This is a genomic window from Nocardia huaxiensis, from assembly GCF_013744875.1.
Classification (GTDB): domain Bacteria; phylum Actinomycetota; class Actinomycetes; order Mycobacteriales; family Mycobacteriaceae; genus Nocardia; species Nocardia huaxiensis.
Genome location: NZ_CP059399.1, coordinates 1,678,188 through 1,695,069, shown reverse-complemented (window position 1 = coordinate 1,695,069; position 16,882 = coordinate 1,678,188). Strand labels below are relative to the sequence as shown.

The 16,882-nt window shown below is 65.9% G+C and carries 16 protein-coding genes; 1 reads left to right on the top strand and 15 read right to left on the bottom strand.

Features of this window, described 5'->3' with window-relative positions; translation table 11 throughout:
- Positions 1 to 3: 3 nt before the first annotated feature.
- From atpD to rpmE, 13 genes are all read right to left on the bottom strand, one after another.
- Positions 4 to 1,446 carry a F0F1 ATP synthase subunit beta gene (gene atpD, locus H0264_RS07620; protein WP_181583315.1) on the bottom strand — a complete coding sequence of 481 codons (1,443 nt, stop codon included), beginning with the start codon at positions 1,444 to 1,446 and terminating at the stop codon, positions 4 to 6.
- Positions 1,447 to 1,464: 18 nt separating this feature from the next.
- Positions 1,465 to 2,436 carry a F0F1 ATP synthase subunit gamma gene (locus H0264_RS07615; RefSeq protein WP_181583314.1) on the bottom strand — a complete coding sequence of 324 codons (972 nt, stop codon included), beginning with the start codon at positions 2,434 to 2,436 and terminating at the stop codon, positions 1,465 to 1,467.
- A 58-nt stretch (positions 2,437 to 2,494) separates the two neighbouring features.
- Positions 2,495 to 4,135, bottom strand: a complete 1,641-nt coding sequence (atpA, locus tag H0264_RS07610; protein WP_181583313.1) for a F0F1 ATP synthase subunit alpha — start codon at positions 4,133 to 4,135, stop codon at positions 2,495 to 2,497.
- Positions 4,136 to 4,225: 90 nt separating this feature from the next.
- A complete protein-coding gene (locus H0264_RS07605) occupies positions 4,226 to 5,035 on the bottom strand; it encodes a F0F1 ATP synthase subunit delta (protein ID WP_181583312.1) in 810 nt (269 codons plus the stop codon).
- A gap of 19 nt (positions 5,036 to 5,054) precedes the next feature.
- Positions 5,055 to 5,612 carry a F0F1 ATP synthase subunit B gene (locus H0264_RS07600; RefSeq protein WP_181583311.1) on the bottom strand — a complete coding sequence of 186 codons (558 nt, stop codon included), beginning with the start codon at positions 5,610 to 5,612 and terminating at the stop codon, positions 5,055 to 5,057.
- Between the two features lie 27 nt (positions 5,613 to 5,639).
- Entirely contained in the window at positions 5,640 to 5,885 is a 246-nt protein-coding gene (locus tag H0264_RS07595) for an ATP synthase F0 subunit C (RefSeq protein WP_181583310.1), read from the bottom strand.
- Positions 5,886 to 5,961: 76 nt separating this feature from the next.
- On the bottom strand, positions 5,962 to 6,687 hold the full coding sequence (atpB, locus tag H0264_RS07590) for a F0F1 ATP synthase subunit A (protein ID WP_231084240.1): 726 nt from the start codon (positions 6,685 to 6,687) through the stop codon (positions 5,962 to 5,964).
- Between the two features lie 397 nt (positions 6,688 to 7,084).
- A complete protein-coding gene (locus H0264_RS07585; protein ID WP_181583309.1) occupies positions 7,085 to 7,513 on the bottom strand; it encodes a Cg1360 family ATP-synthase-associated protein in 429 nt (142 codons plus the stop codon).
- A gap of 11 nt (positions 7,514 to 7,524) precedes the next feature.
- Entirely contained in the window at positions 7,525 to 8,718 is a 1,194-nt protein-coding gene (locus H0264_RS07580) for an MraY family glycosyltransferase (RefSeq protein ID WP_181583308.1), read from the bottom strand.
- Positions 8,719 to 8,729: 11 nt separating this feature from the next.
- A complete protein-coding gene (locus tag H0264_RS07575) occupies positions 8,730 to 9,395 on the bottom strand; it encodes an L-threonylcarbamoyladenylate synthase (protein WP_181583307.1) in 666 nt (221 codons plus the stop codon).
- Positions 9,396 to 10,227: 832 nt separating this feature from the next.
- Positions 10,228 to 11,112: a peptide chain release factor N(5)-glutamine methyltransferase gene (prmC, locus tag H0264_RS07570; protein ID WP_181583306.1), complete on the bottom strand. Its 885-nt coding sequence runs from the start codon at positions 11,110 to 11,112 to the stop codon at positions 10,228 to 10,230.
- A gap of 231 nt (positions 11,113 to 11,343) precedes the next feature.
- Complete coding sequence (gene prfA / locus H0264_RS07565) at positions 11,344 to 12,426, bottom strand: peptide chain release factor 1 (RefSeq protein ID WP_181583305.1); 1,083 nt, start codon at positions 12,424 to 12,426, stop codon at positions 11,344 to 11,346.
- 138 nt (positions 12,427 to 12,564) lie between these two features.
- A complete protein-coding gene (rpmE, locus tag H0264_RS07560) occupies positions 12,565 to 12,789 on the bottom strand; it encodes a 50S ribosomal protein L31 (protein ID WP_181583304.1) in 225 nt (74 codons plus the stop codon).
- Positions 12,790 to 13,102: 313 nt separating this feature from the next.
- On the opposite strand from rpmE, the gene H0264_RS07555 reads away from it, so the two are divergent.
- Positions 13,103 to 13,612, top strand: coding sequence for a hypothetical protein (locus H0264_RS07555; protein WP_181583303.1), 510 nt, complete (start codon positions 13,103 to 13,105; stop codon positions 13,610 to 13,612).
- Here the strand turns inward: H0264_RS07555 and rho are convergent.
- Positions 13,510 to 15,558: a transcription termination factor Rho gene (gene rho / locus H0264_RS07550; protein WP_181583302.1), complete on the bottom strand. Its 2,049-nt coding sequence runs from the start codon at positions 15,556 to 15,558 to the stop codon at positions 13,510 to 13,512. The two genes, H0264_RS07555 and rho, sit on opposite strands and share 103 nt — an antisense overlap.
- Positions 15,559 to 15,909: 351 nt before the next feature.
- Positions 15,910 to 16,863 (bottom strand): homoserine kinase, encoded by a 954-nt coding sequence (gene thrB / locus H0264_RS07545; RefSeq protein ID WP_181583301.1) that lies wholly within the window; start codon positions 16,861 to 16,863, stop codon positions 15,910 to 15,912.
- Positions 16,864 to 16,882: the final 19 nt, after the last annotated feature.

Below are 16,882 nucleotides of genomic sequence, written 5' to 3'. Positions count from 1 at the left end.
GGACTACTTCCCGGCGATCTTCTTGGCAGCAGCCTCGACGTCGTCCAGGCCACCGCAGGAGTTGAACGCCTGCTCCGGCAGGTGGTCGAACTCGCCCTTGCAGACGCGATCGAAGTCGTCGATGGTCTGCTCCAGCGGCACGACGGAACCCGGCTGACCGGTGAACTTCTCGGCCACGATGAAGTTCTGGCCGAGGAACTTCTCCAGACGACGGGCGCGACCGACGAGGACCTTGTCCTCTTCGGAGAGCTCGTCCATGCCGAGGATGGCGATGATGTCCTGGAGTTCCTTGTACTTCTGCAGGATTCGCTTGACCTCGTTGGCCACCGCGAAGTGCCGATCGCCGACGATGGACGCCTCGAGGATACGAGAGGTCGAGGTCAGCGGGTCGACGGCCGGGTAGATGCCCTTCTGCGAGATCGGGCGGGAGAGCTCGGTCGTCGCATCGAGGTGGGCGAAGGTGGTGGCCGGCGCCGGGTCGGTGTAGTCGTCGGCGGGCACGTAGATCGCCTGCATCGAGGTGATCGAGCGGCCACGGGTCGAGGTGATGCGCTCCTGGAGCTGACCCATCTCGTCCGCCAGCGTGGGCTGGTAACCCACGGCCGAAGGCATACGACCCAGCAGGGTCGAGACCTCGGAACCGGCCTGGGTGAACCGGAAGATGTTGTCGATGAAGAGCAGCACGTCCTGGTTCTGCACGTCACGGAAGTACTCGGCCATGGTCAGGGCCGAGAGGGCGACGCGCATACGGGTGCCCGGCGGCTCGTCCATCTGGCCGAAGACGAGGGCGGTGTCCTGGAGGACGCCCATCTCTTCCATTTCCAGGTGGAGGTCGGTGCCCTCACGGGTGCGCTCACCGACGCCCGCGAACACGGACGTACCGGAGAACTCACGCGCGATACGGGTGATCATCTCCTGGATCAGAACGGTCTTGCCGACGCCGGCGCCACCGAACAGACCGATCTTGCCACCCTTCACGTACGGGGTGAGCAGGTCGATGACCTTGACGCCCGTCTCCAGGATCTCGGTCTTGCCCTCGAGCTGGTCGAAGGCGGGCGGCTGGCGGTGGATGCCCCACTGCTCGCCGTCGCGGCCCAGACCCGGGGTGTCGAGGCAGTCGCCGAGGGCGTTGAACACGTGGCCCTTGACGATGTCACCGACGGGCACCGAGATCGGCTTGCCGGTGTCGCGCACCTCGACGCCACGCACCAGACCGTCGGTCGGCTGCATGGAGATGGTGCGAACGATGTTGTCGCCCAGGTGCTGTGCGACCTCGAGGGTCAGCGTCTTGGCAACGGACTTCAACGCGATGTCCACGTTGAGGGCGTTGTAGAGCTCAGGGATCGAACCGCGCGGGAACTCGACGTCCACGACGGGTCCGATGACGCGGGAGACGCGGCCTGTGCCGGCGCCAACCCGGGTTTCGTTAGTGACAGCTGCGGTCATTGCTTCTCTTCCTACGGCTTAGTCGCGGTCCGAGCTCGCCGCGAGCGCATTGGCGCCACCGACGATTTCCGTGATTTCCTGCGTGATTCCGGCCTGGCGCAACGAGTTCGCGGTACGGGTCAGTGAATTCACCAGCTCCGTAGCGTTATCGGTGGCCGCCTTCATAGCGGTGCGGCGCGCAGCCGACTCCGACGCCGCTGCGTCGAGCAGCGACGAGTAGATGCGGGTGTTGATGTACTTCGGCAGCAGCGCGCCCAGCAGGCGATCCGCATCCGGCTCGAACTCGTACTGCGCGTGGACATCCGCGGTCTCCGAATCGGAGAAGGCGTCCTCGCCCATGTCGTAGTTCTCGTCCACGTAGCTGACCTGGATGGGGGCCAGCCGGCGAACCTCCGGCACCTGCGTCAGCATCGACACGAAACGCGTGTAGACGATGTGCAGTTCATCGACACCGGCCATGGTGCCCGCCCCGTTGGGGGTGGGAACCTCGCCGTCGGCGCCCGCCATGAACGCCTCGACCAGGTGGTTGCACGCAGCGGACGCGTCCACGTAGTTGGGCGACTGGGAGAACCCGGTCCACGATCCGTTCAGCTGACGCTTGCGGAAGGTGTAGTAGGTCAAGCCCTTCGAGCCCATCACGTACAGCACCGGCTCTTTGCCCTCGGAGCGCAGCGTGGTCACCAGTTCCTCGGCGCGCTTGAGCACGTTCGAGTTGTAACCGCCGCACATGCCGCGGTCGGAGGTGATGACCAGGATCGCCGCGCGCCGCGGGTTGGCCCGCTCGGTGAGCAGCGGATGCGTGAGATTGCCACTGGCGCTTGCCAATTCGGCGAGCACCTTGGTGATCTCCTCCGCGTACGGCTTGGCAGCCGCGACCCGGGCCTGCGCCTTGCTGATTCGCGAGCTCGCGATCAGCTCCTGCGCTTTGGTGATCTTCTTCGTCGAGTTGACGGAACGAATTCGGGAGCGCAGTTCGCGCACGCTTGCCATTAGCGGTTCACACTCCCTTCATTCCTCGTGTCAGTCAGTCGCATCGGATTCGCCCGTCTTACTTCTCGACGTGCTTGCGAGTGACGGACAGCGACTCGACCTCTTCGTGATCGAGCTGGCCGGCCTCGGCCTCGTTCACGACGCGCGAGCCGTCCGAAGCCAGGAAGCCCTGCTTGAACTTGTCGGTCGCGGTCTTGATGGCCTCGGCCGCGTCACCCTCGAGCGCCTTCGCGCCGCCCTGCAGGGCGTCGAAGGAGGACTGCACGGTGGCGTGCAGGTTCTCCAGCAGCTCGGAGTTGAAGCGACGGATGTCGGCGACCGGCACGGAGTCGTAGTAGCCACCGTCGACCAGGAACAGCGAGACGACCTGGTCCTCGACGGCGACCGGGGCGTACTGGTCCTGCTTGAGCAGCTCGACCCAGCGCGCGCCACGCTCCAGCTGAGCCAGCGAGGCGGCGTCCAGGTCGGAGGCGAAGGCGGAGAACGCCTCCAGCTCACGGAAGGAGGCCAGCTCCAGACGCAGCGAGCCCGAGACCTTCTTCATGGCCTTGGTCTGCGCCGCGCCACCGACACGGGAGACGGAGATACCGACGTTGATGGCCGGACGGACACCCTTGTTGAAGAGGTCCGACTCCAGGAACACCTGGCCGTCGGTGATGGAGATGACGTTGGTCGGGATGAACGCCGAGACGTCGTTGGCCTTGGTCTCGATGATCGGCAGACCGGTCATCGAACCCGCGCCCAGCTCGTCGGACAGCTTCGCGCAACGCTCCAGCAGACGCGAGTGCAGGTAGAAGACGTCACCCGGGTACGCCTCGCGGCCCGGCGGGCGGCGCAGCAGCAGCGAGATGGCGCGGTAGGCCTCGGCCTGCTTGGACAGGTCGTCGAACACGATCAGGACGTGCTTGCCCTGGTACATCCAGTGCTGGCCGAGGGCCGAACCGGTGTACGGCGCAAGCCACTTGAAGCCGGCGGAGTCGGAAGCCGGCGCGGCGACGATCGTCGTGTACTCCATCGCACCGTGGGCCTCCAGCGCGGCCTTGACGCCCGCGATGGTGGAACCCTTCTGGCCGATCGCGACGTAGATGCAGCGCACCTGCTTCGACGGATCGCCGGTGGCCCAGTTGGCCTTCTGGTTGATGATGGCGTCGACGCAGACCGCGGTCTTGCCGGTCTTGCGGTCGCCGATGACGAGCTGACGCTGGCCGCGGCCGATGGCGGTCAGGGCGTCGATGGCGGTGATGCCGGTGGCCATGGGCTCACCGACCGGCTGGCGCTCCAGCACGGTCGCGGCCTGCAGCTCGAGGACGCGACGCTCGTCGGCCTCGATCTCGCCCAGGCCGTCGATGGGGGCGCCCAGCGGGTCGATGACGCGACCCAGGAACTTGTCACCGACGGGGACCGAGAGCACGTCGCCGGTGCGGCGGACCTGCTGGCCCTCCTCGATGGTGTCGAACTCACCCAGGATGACGGCACCGATCTCGGTGTCCTCCAGGTTCAGCGCCACGCCGAGCACGCCGCCGGGGAATTCCAGCAGCTCGTTGGCCATCGCCGAGGGCAGGCCGCTGATGTGGGCGATGCCGTCGCCGGTGTCGGTGACGACACCGACCTCTTCGATGGAGGTCTCGGGGGTGTAGCTCTGGGTGTAGCTCTCGATCGCGCTACGGATCTCATCGGGGGAGATCGTCAGCTCCGCCATGTTCTTCCTGCTCTCGCTGTGGTCGTAAGTCGGTGTGTAAGTGCGCTCGCCGGCGGGCCGGCAATTGGAAACTGCGGGCTGGTCTCTCTCTTAAGCGAGAGACTGGCGCAAGCGCTGCAGCCGTCCGACGGCACTGCCGTCGATCAGGTCGTCGCCCACGCGCACGACGACGCCGGCCAGAAGGCTGGGGTCTTCCTGCACGTGCACCGTGATCGGCTTGTCGTAGATGCGCTGCAGCGAGGAAGCCAACTGCTCCCGCTGCTGCGGCGTCAGGGCCACCGCGGCGCGCACGTGCGCCACGATCTGATCGCGCAGGCCCGCTGCCAGGTCGGACAGCTCGTCGATCGCCTGCCCGGAATCGCCCTTGTGGCGCAGCACGGCCTGCTCGACCAGCTGCAGGGTGATGTCCTCGACCTTGCCCGCGAGCAGACGCTGCACCAGGCCACGCCGGGCCTCGGCCGGACGGCCGTGATCCTGCAGCGCCTGCTCCAGATCCGAGTTGTCGTCGATGATGCGGGCCAGCCGGAACAGCTCGTCCTCGACGGTGTTCAGGCGGCCACGCTCGTCCGCGGCGCGCAGCAGCGCTTCGCGGCCGAGCAGCACCAGGGTGTCGACCAGATCGCGGGCACGGGACCAGTCCTGAGCCACCGCGGTGGTCAGAACCGTCAGGGTGGCTCCGCTGACCTTGCCCCCGAAGAGGCGTTCGGCCAGCTCGGCGCGGGCCGAACTCGACACCGACTTATCCGCGAGCGCCACACGCAGCGAACGCTGGTCGTCGAGGACGGCGACAACGGCGAACAGTTCGGAGCCCGTCGTGGCCGCGACGGTGTCGCTTCCGGTCAGAGCGGCCCGAAGAGCTTCCCGCGCACGGGAGCTCGCCTCGCGGCTCGCTGCGTACATGCTTCCCACTTTCGGTTCGTTACCTTCCGACCCCGATGCCGGCGTTCTGATCCAGCTCCGCGAGGAACTTGTCGATCGACGCCGCCTGCTTGGCCTCGTCGGCCACCGACTGACCGATGATCTTCTCGGCCAGGTCGACCGCGGTACGGCCCAGTTCGGACCGCAGCTCGGTCACGATCTGCTGGCGCTGAGCCTCCAGCTGCGAGTGACCCGCGGCGACGATGCGATCGGCCTCGGCCTGCGCCTCGGAACGCATCTGGGCGAGGATGGTCTGACCCTGAGTGCGGGCCTCCTCGCGGATGCGGGCAGCCTCGAGGCGAGCCTCGGCCAGCTGCTCCTGGTACTGCTGCAGTGTGGCCTGCGCCTCGGCCTGAACGGCCTCCGCCTTGGCGATACCGCCCTCGATCTTCTCGGAACGCTCATCCAGCACCTTGGTCAGGCGCGGGATGACGAACTTGGCGAAGACAAAGGCGATAACGATGAAGACGACAGCAGACCAGACAATGTCATAGGTCTCGGGGATGAGGGGGTTTACTTCTTCGGCCCCCTCAGCCGCGAGCAAGTAGGTGCTGTTCATCGTTGATTCCTAGTCTGTGGGCCGGAATCAGAAAATGAAGCCGGCGACGAGACCGATCAGCGCCAGGGCCTCGGTGAACGCGATACCCAGGAACATGGTGGTCCGGATCTGGCCCTGCAGCTCGGGCTGACGGGCGATGCCCTCGATGGCCTTGCCGACGACGATGCCGACGCCGACACCCGGGCCGATCGCCGCGAGGCCGTAGCCGACCGCGCCGAGACCCTTGAACTTCTGCTCAGCAGCTTCCTGGGCCAGGTACGAGAGGGTGCTCATCTGTTTATTTTCCCTTTCTGTCGCCCACCCGCCGACGGCGTGTGTAGCAGGTTTGTGGAGATGTTGGTGTTGTCGGTCAGTGAGAGTCGGCGTGCTGCGCGAGACCGATGTAGACAGCGGTCAGCAGCGCGAACACGTACGCCTGCAGGAACACCACCAGAAGTTCGAAGAGTGTGAAGCCGAGGCCCGCGAGCAGCGAGAACGGCGAGAACACCTTCATCCAGTTGTCGGCGTCGAACAGGAAGAACTGGGTGGCACTGAAGAACAGCACCAACATGATGTGGCCTGCCAGCATGTTCGCCATGAGTCGGACGGTCAGCGTGAACGGGCGCAACACGAAGGTCGAGAGGAACTCGATCGGGATCAGCAGCACGTGCAGAGCGGGCGGCACATTCGGCACCACGATGCTCGAGCGCATGTATTTCAGGAAGCCGTATTTCTTGATGCCCACGTAGTTGAAGACGATGTAGGCGACCAGGGCCAGCACCAGCGGCATGCCGATTCGGGCATTCGAGGAAATGTTCAGGCCCGGAATGACACCGGAGATGTTCAAGAACAGCACGGTGAAGAAGATCGACGCGATGAGCGGGAAGAACTTCTTACCGGATTCCTTGCCGAGCACCTCGTCGCAGATCTGCTCCTTGACGAACACCAGACCGGATTCGGCGACGTTCTGCAGACCCCTCGGGACGAGTTTCGGGCTGCGGAATGCCAGCAGCATCACGATGACGAGAACGGCCGCCATGAGGATGCGAATGAGCATCAAACGGTCGAGCTCGAAAGGCGTCCCCTCGAACAGCACAGCTGGAGGGAAGAAGTCGTTAAGCGACGGCGCGTGGAACTCGCCCGCCAAAGTGGTGACGCTCAGCGTTCTCTCCCGTGTTCGGGCCGCAGAAGATAGTTTTCTCCTGCGGTTCGATCGGACATTGACGATCTGGTGGGTCGACTCAGGTCGGCTCGAAGTTCGTCAGCAGCTGTTCGGGCTTGCGCCCGGGCGTCTGTACGCGCGTCGGCGACATCGTCGACGGTGCAGAACCATGACCCACATGGGTCCGGTACGGCTGTAAGCATAACCTGCTCTCAGGCGGGTCTCAGGATGACCCCCCTGGTGGTTCGGTTGCCTACAAGTAAAGACTTTATCAAGTTATCTACGACAGCGTGTAGGGGGTGCCGGAAACAGCAGGTGAACTGTGTCGCCGCTATAGCTCCCGATCCACCTGCACGTACGGAACACGTTGCCGCAGAAGGCCGTACGTCTCCGCTCCGAGCACCACCAGCAGCGCTCCGACGACGGTGAGGAACAGCGCCTTGGGGCTGTAGAAATCGAACCGCTGGAGAATCGCGACGACAACCACCGCGACCAGCAGTTTTCCGACCCAGCTACCCAGCAGCACAACGCCCTGCAAACCGGATTCGAGCTTGGCGCTGAACAGCACCGAGGCCGCGGTCGTCAGGATGAAACCGCCACCGATGGCGGCTCCGAGAAGAGCGCCCCACAGACCGGGGAGCCCCGCGAAAACGGACGACAGAATCGCCGAAATCACTACCAGCACAGCCAAACCCATGAGGCCGTAGCGCAGCGCTGCCCGCAGTGGGGCATCGGGATGGGGATCGGAAGGCGTGCTCACGTCAGGTCACTCTACCGGGCGGTCGCATTCGGACCGCGCGGCGGTTTGCGCCCGGGGCGCACCAGCAGCTCCCGCCACGACGGCACCGCTGTGACGATCAACGCGAAAACCAATCCGGCGGCGAACAACAGCACCACCGCCGTGCGATCCATGAGCGAGCTGCCGACCGCGCCGAATGCGAGGACGCTCACCCACAAGTAGATCAACAACACCACGCGTCGCACGGAATGCCCGATCTGCAAGAGGCGGTGATGCAGATGCATTTTGTCCGGAGTGGAAAAACTCACACCCGCGCGCCAGCGCCGGACAATCGCCATCACGATATCGAGCACCGGAATGAACATCACCGCTCCCACCAGCAACAGCGGTGACAGCAGACCCACGATGTCGCGCGGGCCATAACCCTGCAGCGGAATTCTTCCGGAGGCGCCCGTGGATACCGCTGCCAGCATCAATCCGATCAGCATCGACCCGGTATCGCCCATGAAAATTCGGGCGGGCTGAAAATTGTGCGGCAGAAATCCGAGACAGCCACCGGCCAGCGCCGCGGCCAGCATCGCCGGCGGGAACGTGTCGGTGGAACCGCCCACCTCGTACAGCAGGCCGACGGTGAACACGAACACGGCGACGGCGGTGATGAAGCCCATCCCCGCGGCCAGGCCGTCGAGCCCGTCGATGAAGTTGAAGGCGTTCACCATGACGACCGTGATCCCGACGGTCACCAGACCGCCCTGCAGTGGATCCAGCACCACCGTCGTATTCGTGAACGGGTTGTAGATGGCCACCCAACTCAACCCCATGACCGCCATGACACCGGCGGCGGTCACCTGCCCGACCAGCTTGGTCAGCCAGTCCAGCCCCCACCGGTCGTCGATGATGCCCACCAGCACGATGAGCGTCGCGGCCGCCATCACCGCCGGAATATCCTTGGGGTATTCGAAACCCCGTCGCAGCGCGGGCAATTGGTGCGCGAACAGCACCGCCGCCAGCACCCCCAGATAGATCCCGAGCCCGCCCAGCCGTGGCGTCGGCTTCACATGCACGTCCCGCTCACGCGGCACGGCGACAGCGCCGACGGCAATCGCCATCACCCGCACACCGCCGGTACTCAAAAAAGCGATGATGGTGGCAACCAGCAGCACCAGCAGCAGCTCTCGCAGCGGAACAACCGCCCCGTGGCTGAATACGCCCTGACTCAGCAGCATCTACGAGGCCGTCACCGCGCGTCCTGCGCCAGCAACTCCCCGGGCGTCACCCCGAGCACCTCCGCGATCTTCTCCGTCGGAATCGCGCCCTCCCGCAGAATCCGCGGCACATCCGACGTCAGATCCACAATGGTCGAAGCCAGCCCATGATCGGCTGGTCCCCCATCCAGATAAACCCCGACCAGATCCCCCAGCTGCGCCTTGGCCTCTTCGACCTTCGCGGCGGGCGGCTGCCCCGACACATTCGCACTCGACACCGCCAGCGGCCCGACCTCACGCAGCAATTCCAGCGCGACAGGATGCAACGGCATCCGCAACATGACCGTCCCTCGCGCATCGCCCAGATCCCAGGCCAGCGAAGGAGCCTGCTGCACAACAAGACTCAGCGCACCGGGCCAGAACGCCCGAATCAGTTCCCGAGCCTGCGGGCGCACCGAGAACACCAGTCCGTCGATGGTGTTCCAGGACCCCACCAGCACCGGCACCGGCATATCCCGGCCGCGGCGCTTGGCGGCCAGCAGTGCGGCGACAGCCTGGCTGTCGAAGGCATCGGCGGCGATGCCGTAGAGCGTGTCGGTCGGAATGACAGCCAGCCGCCCAGATTTCAGTGCACTCCGCGCGGCGGTCAGGCCAGCAGCACGCGAATCCGGATCGGCACAGTCGTAGACGGTACTCACGCGCAACATCTTGGCACGGATGGACTCTTCATAGCTCTCAGGGGCTCCGCCCCCGAACCCCCGTGACCCGTTGGAGTACTCGGGGCCTACGTAGCCGGGTTCGGTCGCGCCCGCTCCACTTCCAGCTGCGTTCGGGAGGACAAGCCAAGACCGAGCAGTGGGGTCACCTCGCCTGCCGTACCCGACGTGGTGTCCCCAGCTGGGAGCCGTCACCTCACCCCCCAGCGTCGTTCCGGCCGTTGTCACCTCCTCGAGAACAAAGACAAAAGCCAAAACCCCCACCCCACACCCCAACTCACCACCCCACAACACAGATCGCGGCTGTGAGGTATCGATTTGGGGTGTGGGGTGAGGATTTCCCGGGTTGACGTTTCACTCTGAGGGAGCTCCCAGGGCGGGGAATCGGACAAATTCCCGCCACCAGAGCTCCCTGATCATGAGAATCGGGCGAATTCCCGCCAGCGTCCCCGCCTGGAAGGAGACTCAGTGGTCAGTGGGACCTGGTGGCGGGGTTTCACGGCGTGTCGCCGCCACCAGGTCCCGTTGATCATGAAAGGCCAGGTTTCCCGGGTTGACGTTTCACTTTTGAAGCTCTTTGCTTTGGGGTTCCGGTCCTGGTGCCCTTGTCTTTTGGGGTTTTGTCTTGAAAAGGTAACTAGGGCCAGGCCCCACGTCAGGTAGGTGAGGCGACGGCTCCCAAAGGGGGAGCGAAAGCCAGGTACGGCAGGCGAGGTGACCCCATTGCTTTGTCTTGGCTTGTCCTCCCGAACCCCGCTCGGACAGCGACGACCGTGACCGACCCAGCTACGTAGGCCCCGAGAACAATCCCCGCTCAGTGCGAGTCCGAGGCGCGCAGCGCCGAGACGAACCGGGGTTTCCCCGCGAGGTCGGGATGCTCGAGCACATCGACGAACCCCCCGTGGGCACCGAACAGCGCAGCCGCACCGGACCCATTGCTGTCATCGTGCTCGACTGCAGTCGCACCGCCCGGCCGGAGCAGCCGGGCAATGGTCGAGATCATCGGTCGTATGACGGAGAGCCCGTCGGGACCGCCGAAGAGCGCGCGGTGCGGATCATGGTCTGCCACTTCAGGATCCAGGATCGCGGCTTCGGGGATATAGGGCGGATTGGAGACGACGATGTCGACTTTGCCGTCGAGGTGGGTCAACAGTGTCGGGTCGGTGGCGTCGCCGGAGTGCAGGTCGATAGGTGTGTCGCCTTCGTCCGCGAGCTGGAGCGCATTCCGTTTGGCCCAGCGGAGGGCCTCGGGGTCCAGCTCGACGGCGTGGACCTGGGCGTCCGGGCGGGCGTGGGCTATGGCGAGGGCCAGAGCTCCGGAGCCGGTGCAGAGGTCGACCACGATGGGCTGGTGGTCGTGCGGGATGGTTTCCAATTGGGCCAGCGCCCAGGCGAAGAGGAGTTCGGTTTCCGGGCGCGGGATGAAAACGCCTGGGCCTACCGCCAAGTCGATGTCCCCCATGGCGGCCGTGCCCGTAAGGTGTTGCAGCGGAATGCGTTCCGCTCTGCGGGAGACGAGTTTGCGGTATTCCTCGAGCTGGTCCGGGTCGAGGGTCGGCGTCAGGGCGAGGCGCATGCGGTCGACGCCGAGGACGTGGGCGGCGAGGAGTTCGGCGTCGGCGTTGGGGCTGTGGATGCCTGCGGCGGCGAGGATTTCGATCGCTTCGCGGATCGCGGGCCGCAGTGGTGTGCGACTCATGGTGGTCTTTCCGCCTCTCCACGACTCGGCCGGGACACTGCCGATGATTGGTTGAAGGACCCGGAGCGAGCCTTCGATTCGTGATCTTCCAGCTCGGATGGGGTCATCATGTTCCCACGAAAAGCCAAGCACCTCGGAGGATTTGCCGCCACCTGAGCGGTTCGACGGCGAGCCGGGTTTCTCGCGCGTGCCGTGGGGCCTCCATGCTGTGCGGCCCCACGGACGGTGCGATTATTCCGCGGCCAGGCGCGCGGCGCGGTCGGCTTCGCCGAGCGCGGTGAACAGGTCGTCGAGGTTGCCGTCGAGGACCGAGTCCAGGTTGTGCGCCTTGAATCCGATGCGGTGGTCCGCGATCCGGTTCTCCGGGAAGTTGTAGGTGCGGATGCGTTCGGAGCGGTCCACGGTGCGGATCTGGGTGGCGCGACCGGCGGCCGCGTCCTGCTCGGCCTGCTCCTCGGCCAGCGCCTGCAAACGCGCGGCCAGCACCTGCTTGGCGCGAATCTTGTTCTGCAACTGCGACCGCTCGTTCTGGCAGGTCACCACCAGGCCCGTGGGCAGGTGGGTGATGCGCACGGCGGAGTCGGTGGTGTTGACGCCCTGGCCGCCCTTACCCGAGGAGCGGTAGACGTCGATGCGCAGATCCTTCTCGTCGATCTCCACTTCGGCGACCTCGTCCGGTTCCGGGTACACGAGTACGCCGGCGGCCGAAGTGTGAATGCGCCCTTGGGATTCCGTGACCGGCACGCGCTGCACGCGGTGCACGCCGCCCTCGAATTTGAGCTTGGACCACACGCCGTCGCGGGAGGGTTCCTTGCTCTTGATGGAGAAGGAGGCTTCCTTGTACCCGTCCAGATCGGAGTAGGTGACGCCGAGGACCTCGACCTTCCACCCATGCCGTTCCGCGTACCGGATGTACATGCGGGCCAGGTCGGAGGCGAACAGCGCCGACTCCTCGCCGCCTTCACCGGATTTCACTTCCAGCACCACGTCGTCGCCGTCGTGCGGGTCGCGCGGGGCGAGCAGGTCGGTCAGCGCCTTGTCGAGTTCCTCGACCTGCGCACGCAGCCCGGGTAGCTCCGCCGCGAACGACGAATCGTCGGCCGCGAGTTCTTCCGCGGCGGCGAGATCGTCACGCGTGGACTTCAGCTTGTTGTAGGTAGACATGATGGGCCCGAGTTCGGCGAACCGCTTGCCCACGCGCCGGGCCGCGCCCGGGTCGTTGTGCAGGGCCGGATCGGACAGCTGGAGTTCCAGCCCGGCGTATTCGGCCAGGATGTCGTCGATCGCGTTCGGGGCCGTGTTCTTGTCGGCCATCGCGGGTGTCCTCCTGTCGGGTGTGCCGGGTAAGCACACCCGGAAAGTATGTGTGAGCTGCTTCGGCTCCGTGCAAGTAGGTCCGGAAACGCACCGACGCCCGGCCTGCGGAGTGCAGGACGGGCGTCGGCGGGACAGCTACTTGGCAGCCTTGGCGGGGCGCTTGCCGTAGCGGGCCTCGAAGCGAGCCACGCGGCCACCGGTGTCCAGAATCTTCTGCTTGCCCGTGTAGAACGGGTGGCACTGGGAGCAGACCTCGACCGTGATCTGGCCCGACTCCTTGGTGCTCTTGGTCTGGAAGGTGTTGCCGCAGCCACACACGACCGTGGTGTCCACGTACGTGGGGTGAATTCCTGCCTTCATGGGTGTCCTTTCGAATGGCCCCGGGTCGCCTGACGATTGTGAGACGTGAACCGGAACCGACTAGAGGCATGCTTGCCAACCGACCACTATAGACGCCTGACCACCCGGTATTTATTCCGGCCCCCGCGCGGGGGTGTGGGTAGCACCTGCGGCCCGATTCGTACCCTCCTCCCCCAAGAAAATACGGGCACGCATATTTCCGGCTCCCGAGCGAGGCTGGAAGTCGAGTAGTTCGCTACTCAGGAATGCGAACACCGTTGTTCATAGAGTTCGTGTCCAGGTGAGAGTCCCACGACGATCGGAAGGACAGGCTGTGACCAGGAAGGACGCGATGGAAGGGGAGCTACTCCCCACCGCGCACGCCGTGGCCGGGAGGGGACGTCGGCGGCGCGCGGAATTCTTCGCGGGGTGGATCCTGGGCACCCTGGCACTACTGGTGGTCGTGGGCTGGTTGGCCGCTCCCGGGGAGTCCGCGAATGCGGTGGGGCCCCTGAACCCGACCCCTGCCCCACCGCCCGGGGACGGCACCCTCACCTACACAGCGGTCACGGCGCCCACTGTTGGGGCGGGCGCCGTGACCGCGACCATCCTGGGTTTCATGATCGCCGGCGCCATGCTGATCGGCCTGCTGTTCTTCAGCCCGACGCCCGACCGGACGACGAAACGGCGACAGCCCCGCCGAAGCGGGGCTGTCGTCACGTATTACCTACTGCGCCAGGCTTATTCGTCGATCGCGCCCGGGGCGGTCTTGGAGACCGTCATGAGGAACTCGACATTGCTCTTGGTCTTCTTCAACCGGTCGACGAGCAGGTCGATGGCCTGATGCGAGTCCAGGCCGGACAGCACGCGCCGCAGCTTGTGCAGTACGGCCGCCTCGTCGGGCGACATCAGTAGATCGTCGCGGCGGGTGCCGGACGGGTTGACGTCCACCGCCGGGAACACGCGGCGCTCGGCGATCTTGCGATCGAGCTTGAGCTCGGCGTTACCCGTGCCCTTGAACTCCTCGAAGATGACCGTGTCACCGGTGGAACCGGTCTCGACCATGGCGGTCGCGATAATGGTGAGCGAGCCACCGTTCTCGATATTGCGGGCCGCGCCGAGGAACCGCTTGGGCGGGTACAGCGCGGTGGAATCCACACCACCGGAAAGGATTCGGCCCGACGCCGGGGACGAGTTGTTGTACGCGCGGCCCAATCGGGTGATCGAGTCGAGCAGCACGACGACGTCCTGACCCTGCTCCACCAGACGCTTGGCCCGCTCGATGGCGAGCTCGGCGACCGAGGTGTGATCGCTCGGCGGCCGGTCGAACGTGGAGGCGATGACCTCGCCGCGCACGGAGCGCTGCATATCGGTCACTTCCTCGGGACGCTCGTCCACCAGCACCACCATCAGGTAGCACTCGGGGTTGTTGACCGAGATCGCGTTGGCGATGTCCTGCATGATCGTGGTCTTACCCGCCTTGGGCGGGGACACGATCAGCGCGCGCTGGCCCTTGCCGATCGGCATGATCAGGTCGATGATGCGCGTGGTCAGCTTGTTGGGCTGGGTCTCCAGCCGCAGGCGCTGGTTCGGGTACAGCGGGGTGAGCTTGCTGAATTCCGGTCGGCGCTTTGCGTTTTCGACATCCGAGCCGTTGACCGTGTCCAGCCGCACCAGCGGATCGAACTTCTGGCGCTGGTTGCTCTGGTCGCCTTCACGCGGAGCGCGGACCGCACCGGTGATGGCGTCACCGCGGCGCAGGCCGTTCTTGCGCACCAGGTTCATCGACACGTACACGTCGTTCGGGCCGGCCAGGTAGCCGGAGGTGCGGACGAACGCGTAGTTGTCGAGGACATCCAGGATGCCGGCGACGGGCTGCAGGACGTCGTCCTCGCGGATCTCCATCTCGCGGGTGTCGCCGGTGGCGGCGCCGCCGTCGCGGTCGCGCCCACGGCGGCGCTCGCGGAAGCGACGGCCGCGGCGGCCGCGGCCGCCCTCTTCGTCGTCGTCATCGCGGGCCCGGTCGCGGTTTTCGCCGCGCGGGGTGCCGTTCTGGTTGCCCTGCTGGTTCCGGCCGTTCTGCTGGCCGCGGTCGCCGCCCTGGCGGTCGCCCTGATTGCGGTCGCCCTGGTTGCGGTCGCGGCGGCGCTCGCCGCCCTCCTGCTCCGGCTTCGCTTCGCCCGCCGTGGTTTCGGCGGTGGCGGTGTCGGAGTTGGCGTTCGCGTTGGCGCGCTGCTCGCGGCCCCGGCGCTGGCGGCCCCGGCCGCGCTGTCCACCGTCGCGGCCCTCGTCGCCGCCGTCGCGGCCTTCGGCCTCGTCCCGCTTGGACTCCCGCGATTCCTCGCGCGCCGGCTGCTCGGCCTTGGCGGGAGCGCTCTCGGCCTTGGCCGAATCACCCTTGGCCGGAGCCGAATCCGCCTTGGCGGGAGCGGTTTCCGCCTTCGGAGCGGCGGCGGCCTCGGCCGGCGCGGACTCCCCACCGGCCGGCGCCTCAGCCTTGTTCTTGGTCTTTCCGGTGGCGGGCTTACCCGCCGCGGTGGCCTTCGCTCCGCCGGATTGATTCTCCTTGATGGCGGCGATGAGATCACCCTTACGCATCCCGGAAGTGCCTCGGATACCGAGCTCTCCCGCAAGCGCACGCAACTGCGGCAACAACATTCCAGTCAGCCCCGATCGTGCGACGTCAGTTTGTTCGCTCATCTTCGAAATCTGTCCGGAGTCACTTTCGCGAATACCCGCGGAGACGGAATTCTCCACACCGGGTGTCGCGAGCAGGTCCGTATCTGTCACGGAAATCCTTTCCTTCCCTCGACTGCCTTGTGCCTGTTCGAGGGTTCCTCCTGCAATCCGGTCGTCCACCGGACTCGGATGCCGTATCGCGCCTGCCCCGCGGTGCCTGCGGCTCATCCACCGCGTGGGCTTCGCCACCGATTCAAAAAGGTGGGAGAGATCATTCCAGTTGACTGGCTACCCCCAAGTTTCGAGCCTCAAGCCTCGAGCCTGAGCGAGGAGCCTCTGGAGCGATTTGCCCTGATGAAGCACCGGCGTCTGACGCGCACGATGTACGGACTCGCTCAGGATAGCTCTCGCCCTGTACATCGGCAAGGCAGCCACGCTGTCAATCCGTCTTGGCGCGTCTTCTCAGTCCACCAGGACGCCGTCGGCGATGCCCGGTTCGAGCACGCGCAGCCCGTCCGAGATCGCGAGTTCCCGCAGTTCCGCAGGGAATTCGCCGGTCAGCCACGCCAAAACGGTGGGGCCGGCGCCGGACACGGTGGCCGGGATTCCGGCGGTGCGCAGCCGTTCGATCCACTTGGTGGTGAGCGGCAACGCCGAAGCCCGGTAGCCCTGATGTAGCCGGTCGGCCGTGGCGGGCATCAGGAGGTCGGGACGTTGCGTCAAGGCCACTACCGCGAGCGCGGCGCGGGAGGCATTGAACGCGGCGTCACCGTGCGGAACCATGTCCGGCAGCAGTCCCCGGGTGTGCGCGGTGGACGAACGCTCTTCGGGGATCAGAACAATGGGGCGCAGCGAGGGATGCGGCTCCAGACGCACTGCGCGGTAGGTGCGGGTGTGGTGGTCAGCGGCCCCGTTTCCATTGGCAGGCTGGTCGGTTTCCGTCCAGGACACCACAATTCCGCCCAGAATGCTCGCCGAGGCGTTGTCGGGGTGGCCTTCGAACTCCGAAGCCAGCTGCACCAGCACGTCATTGCCGTAGGCCAGTTCCGCGTCGAACTTCGCGGCCAGACCGCGGCCGGCGGCAAGTCCGCCGACAACGGCCGAAGCCGAGGAACCCATGCCCCGCGAATGCGGAATCACGTTGTGGCACACCACGTCCAGGCCGTCGGCCCACACGCCCGCGGCCTGCAGGCCGCGTTCGATGGCCCGCACCACCAGATGCGAAGGGCCCCAGGGCACGTCGTCCGCGCCCTCACCCTCGACCCGGATGGTGAGCCCGGAGTCCGTGGTGGACACCGTGATCTCGTCGTACAGCCCCAAAGCGATTCCGAGAGAATCGAAACCGGGACCGAGGTTGGCACTGGACGCCGGAACCCGCACATTGACGGTGATTCCGGCGGGCAGTGTCCTGGTCATCAACTGACCTTCGTGCGAA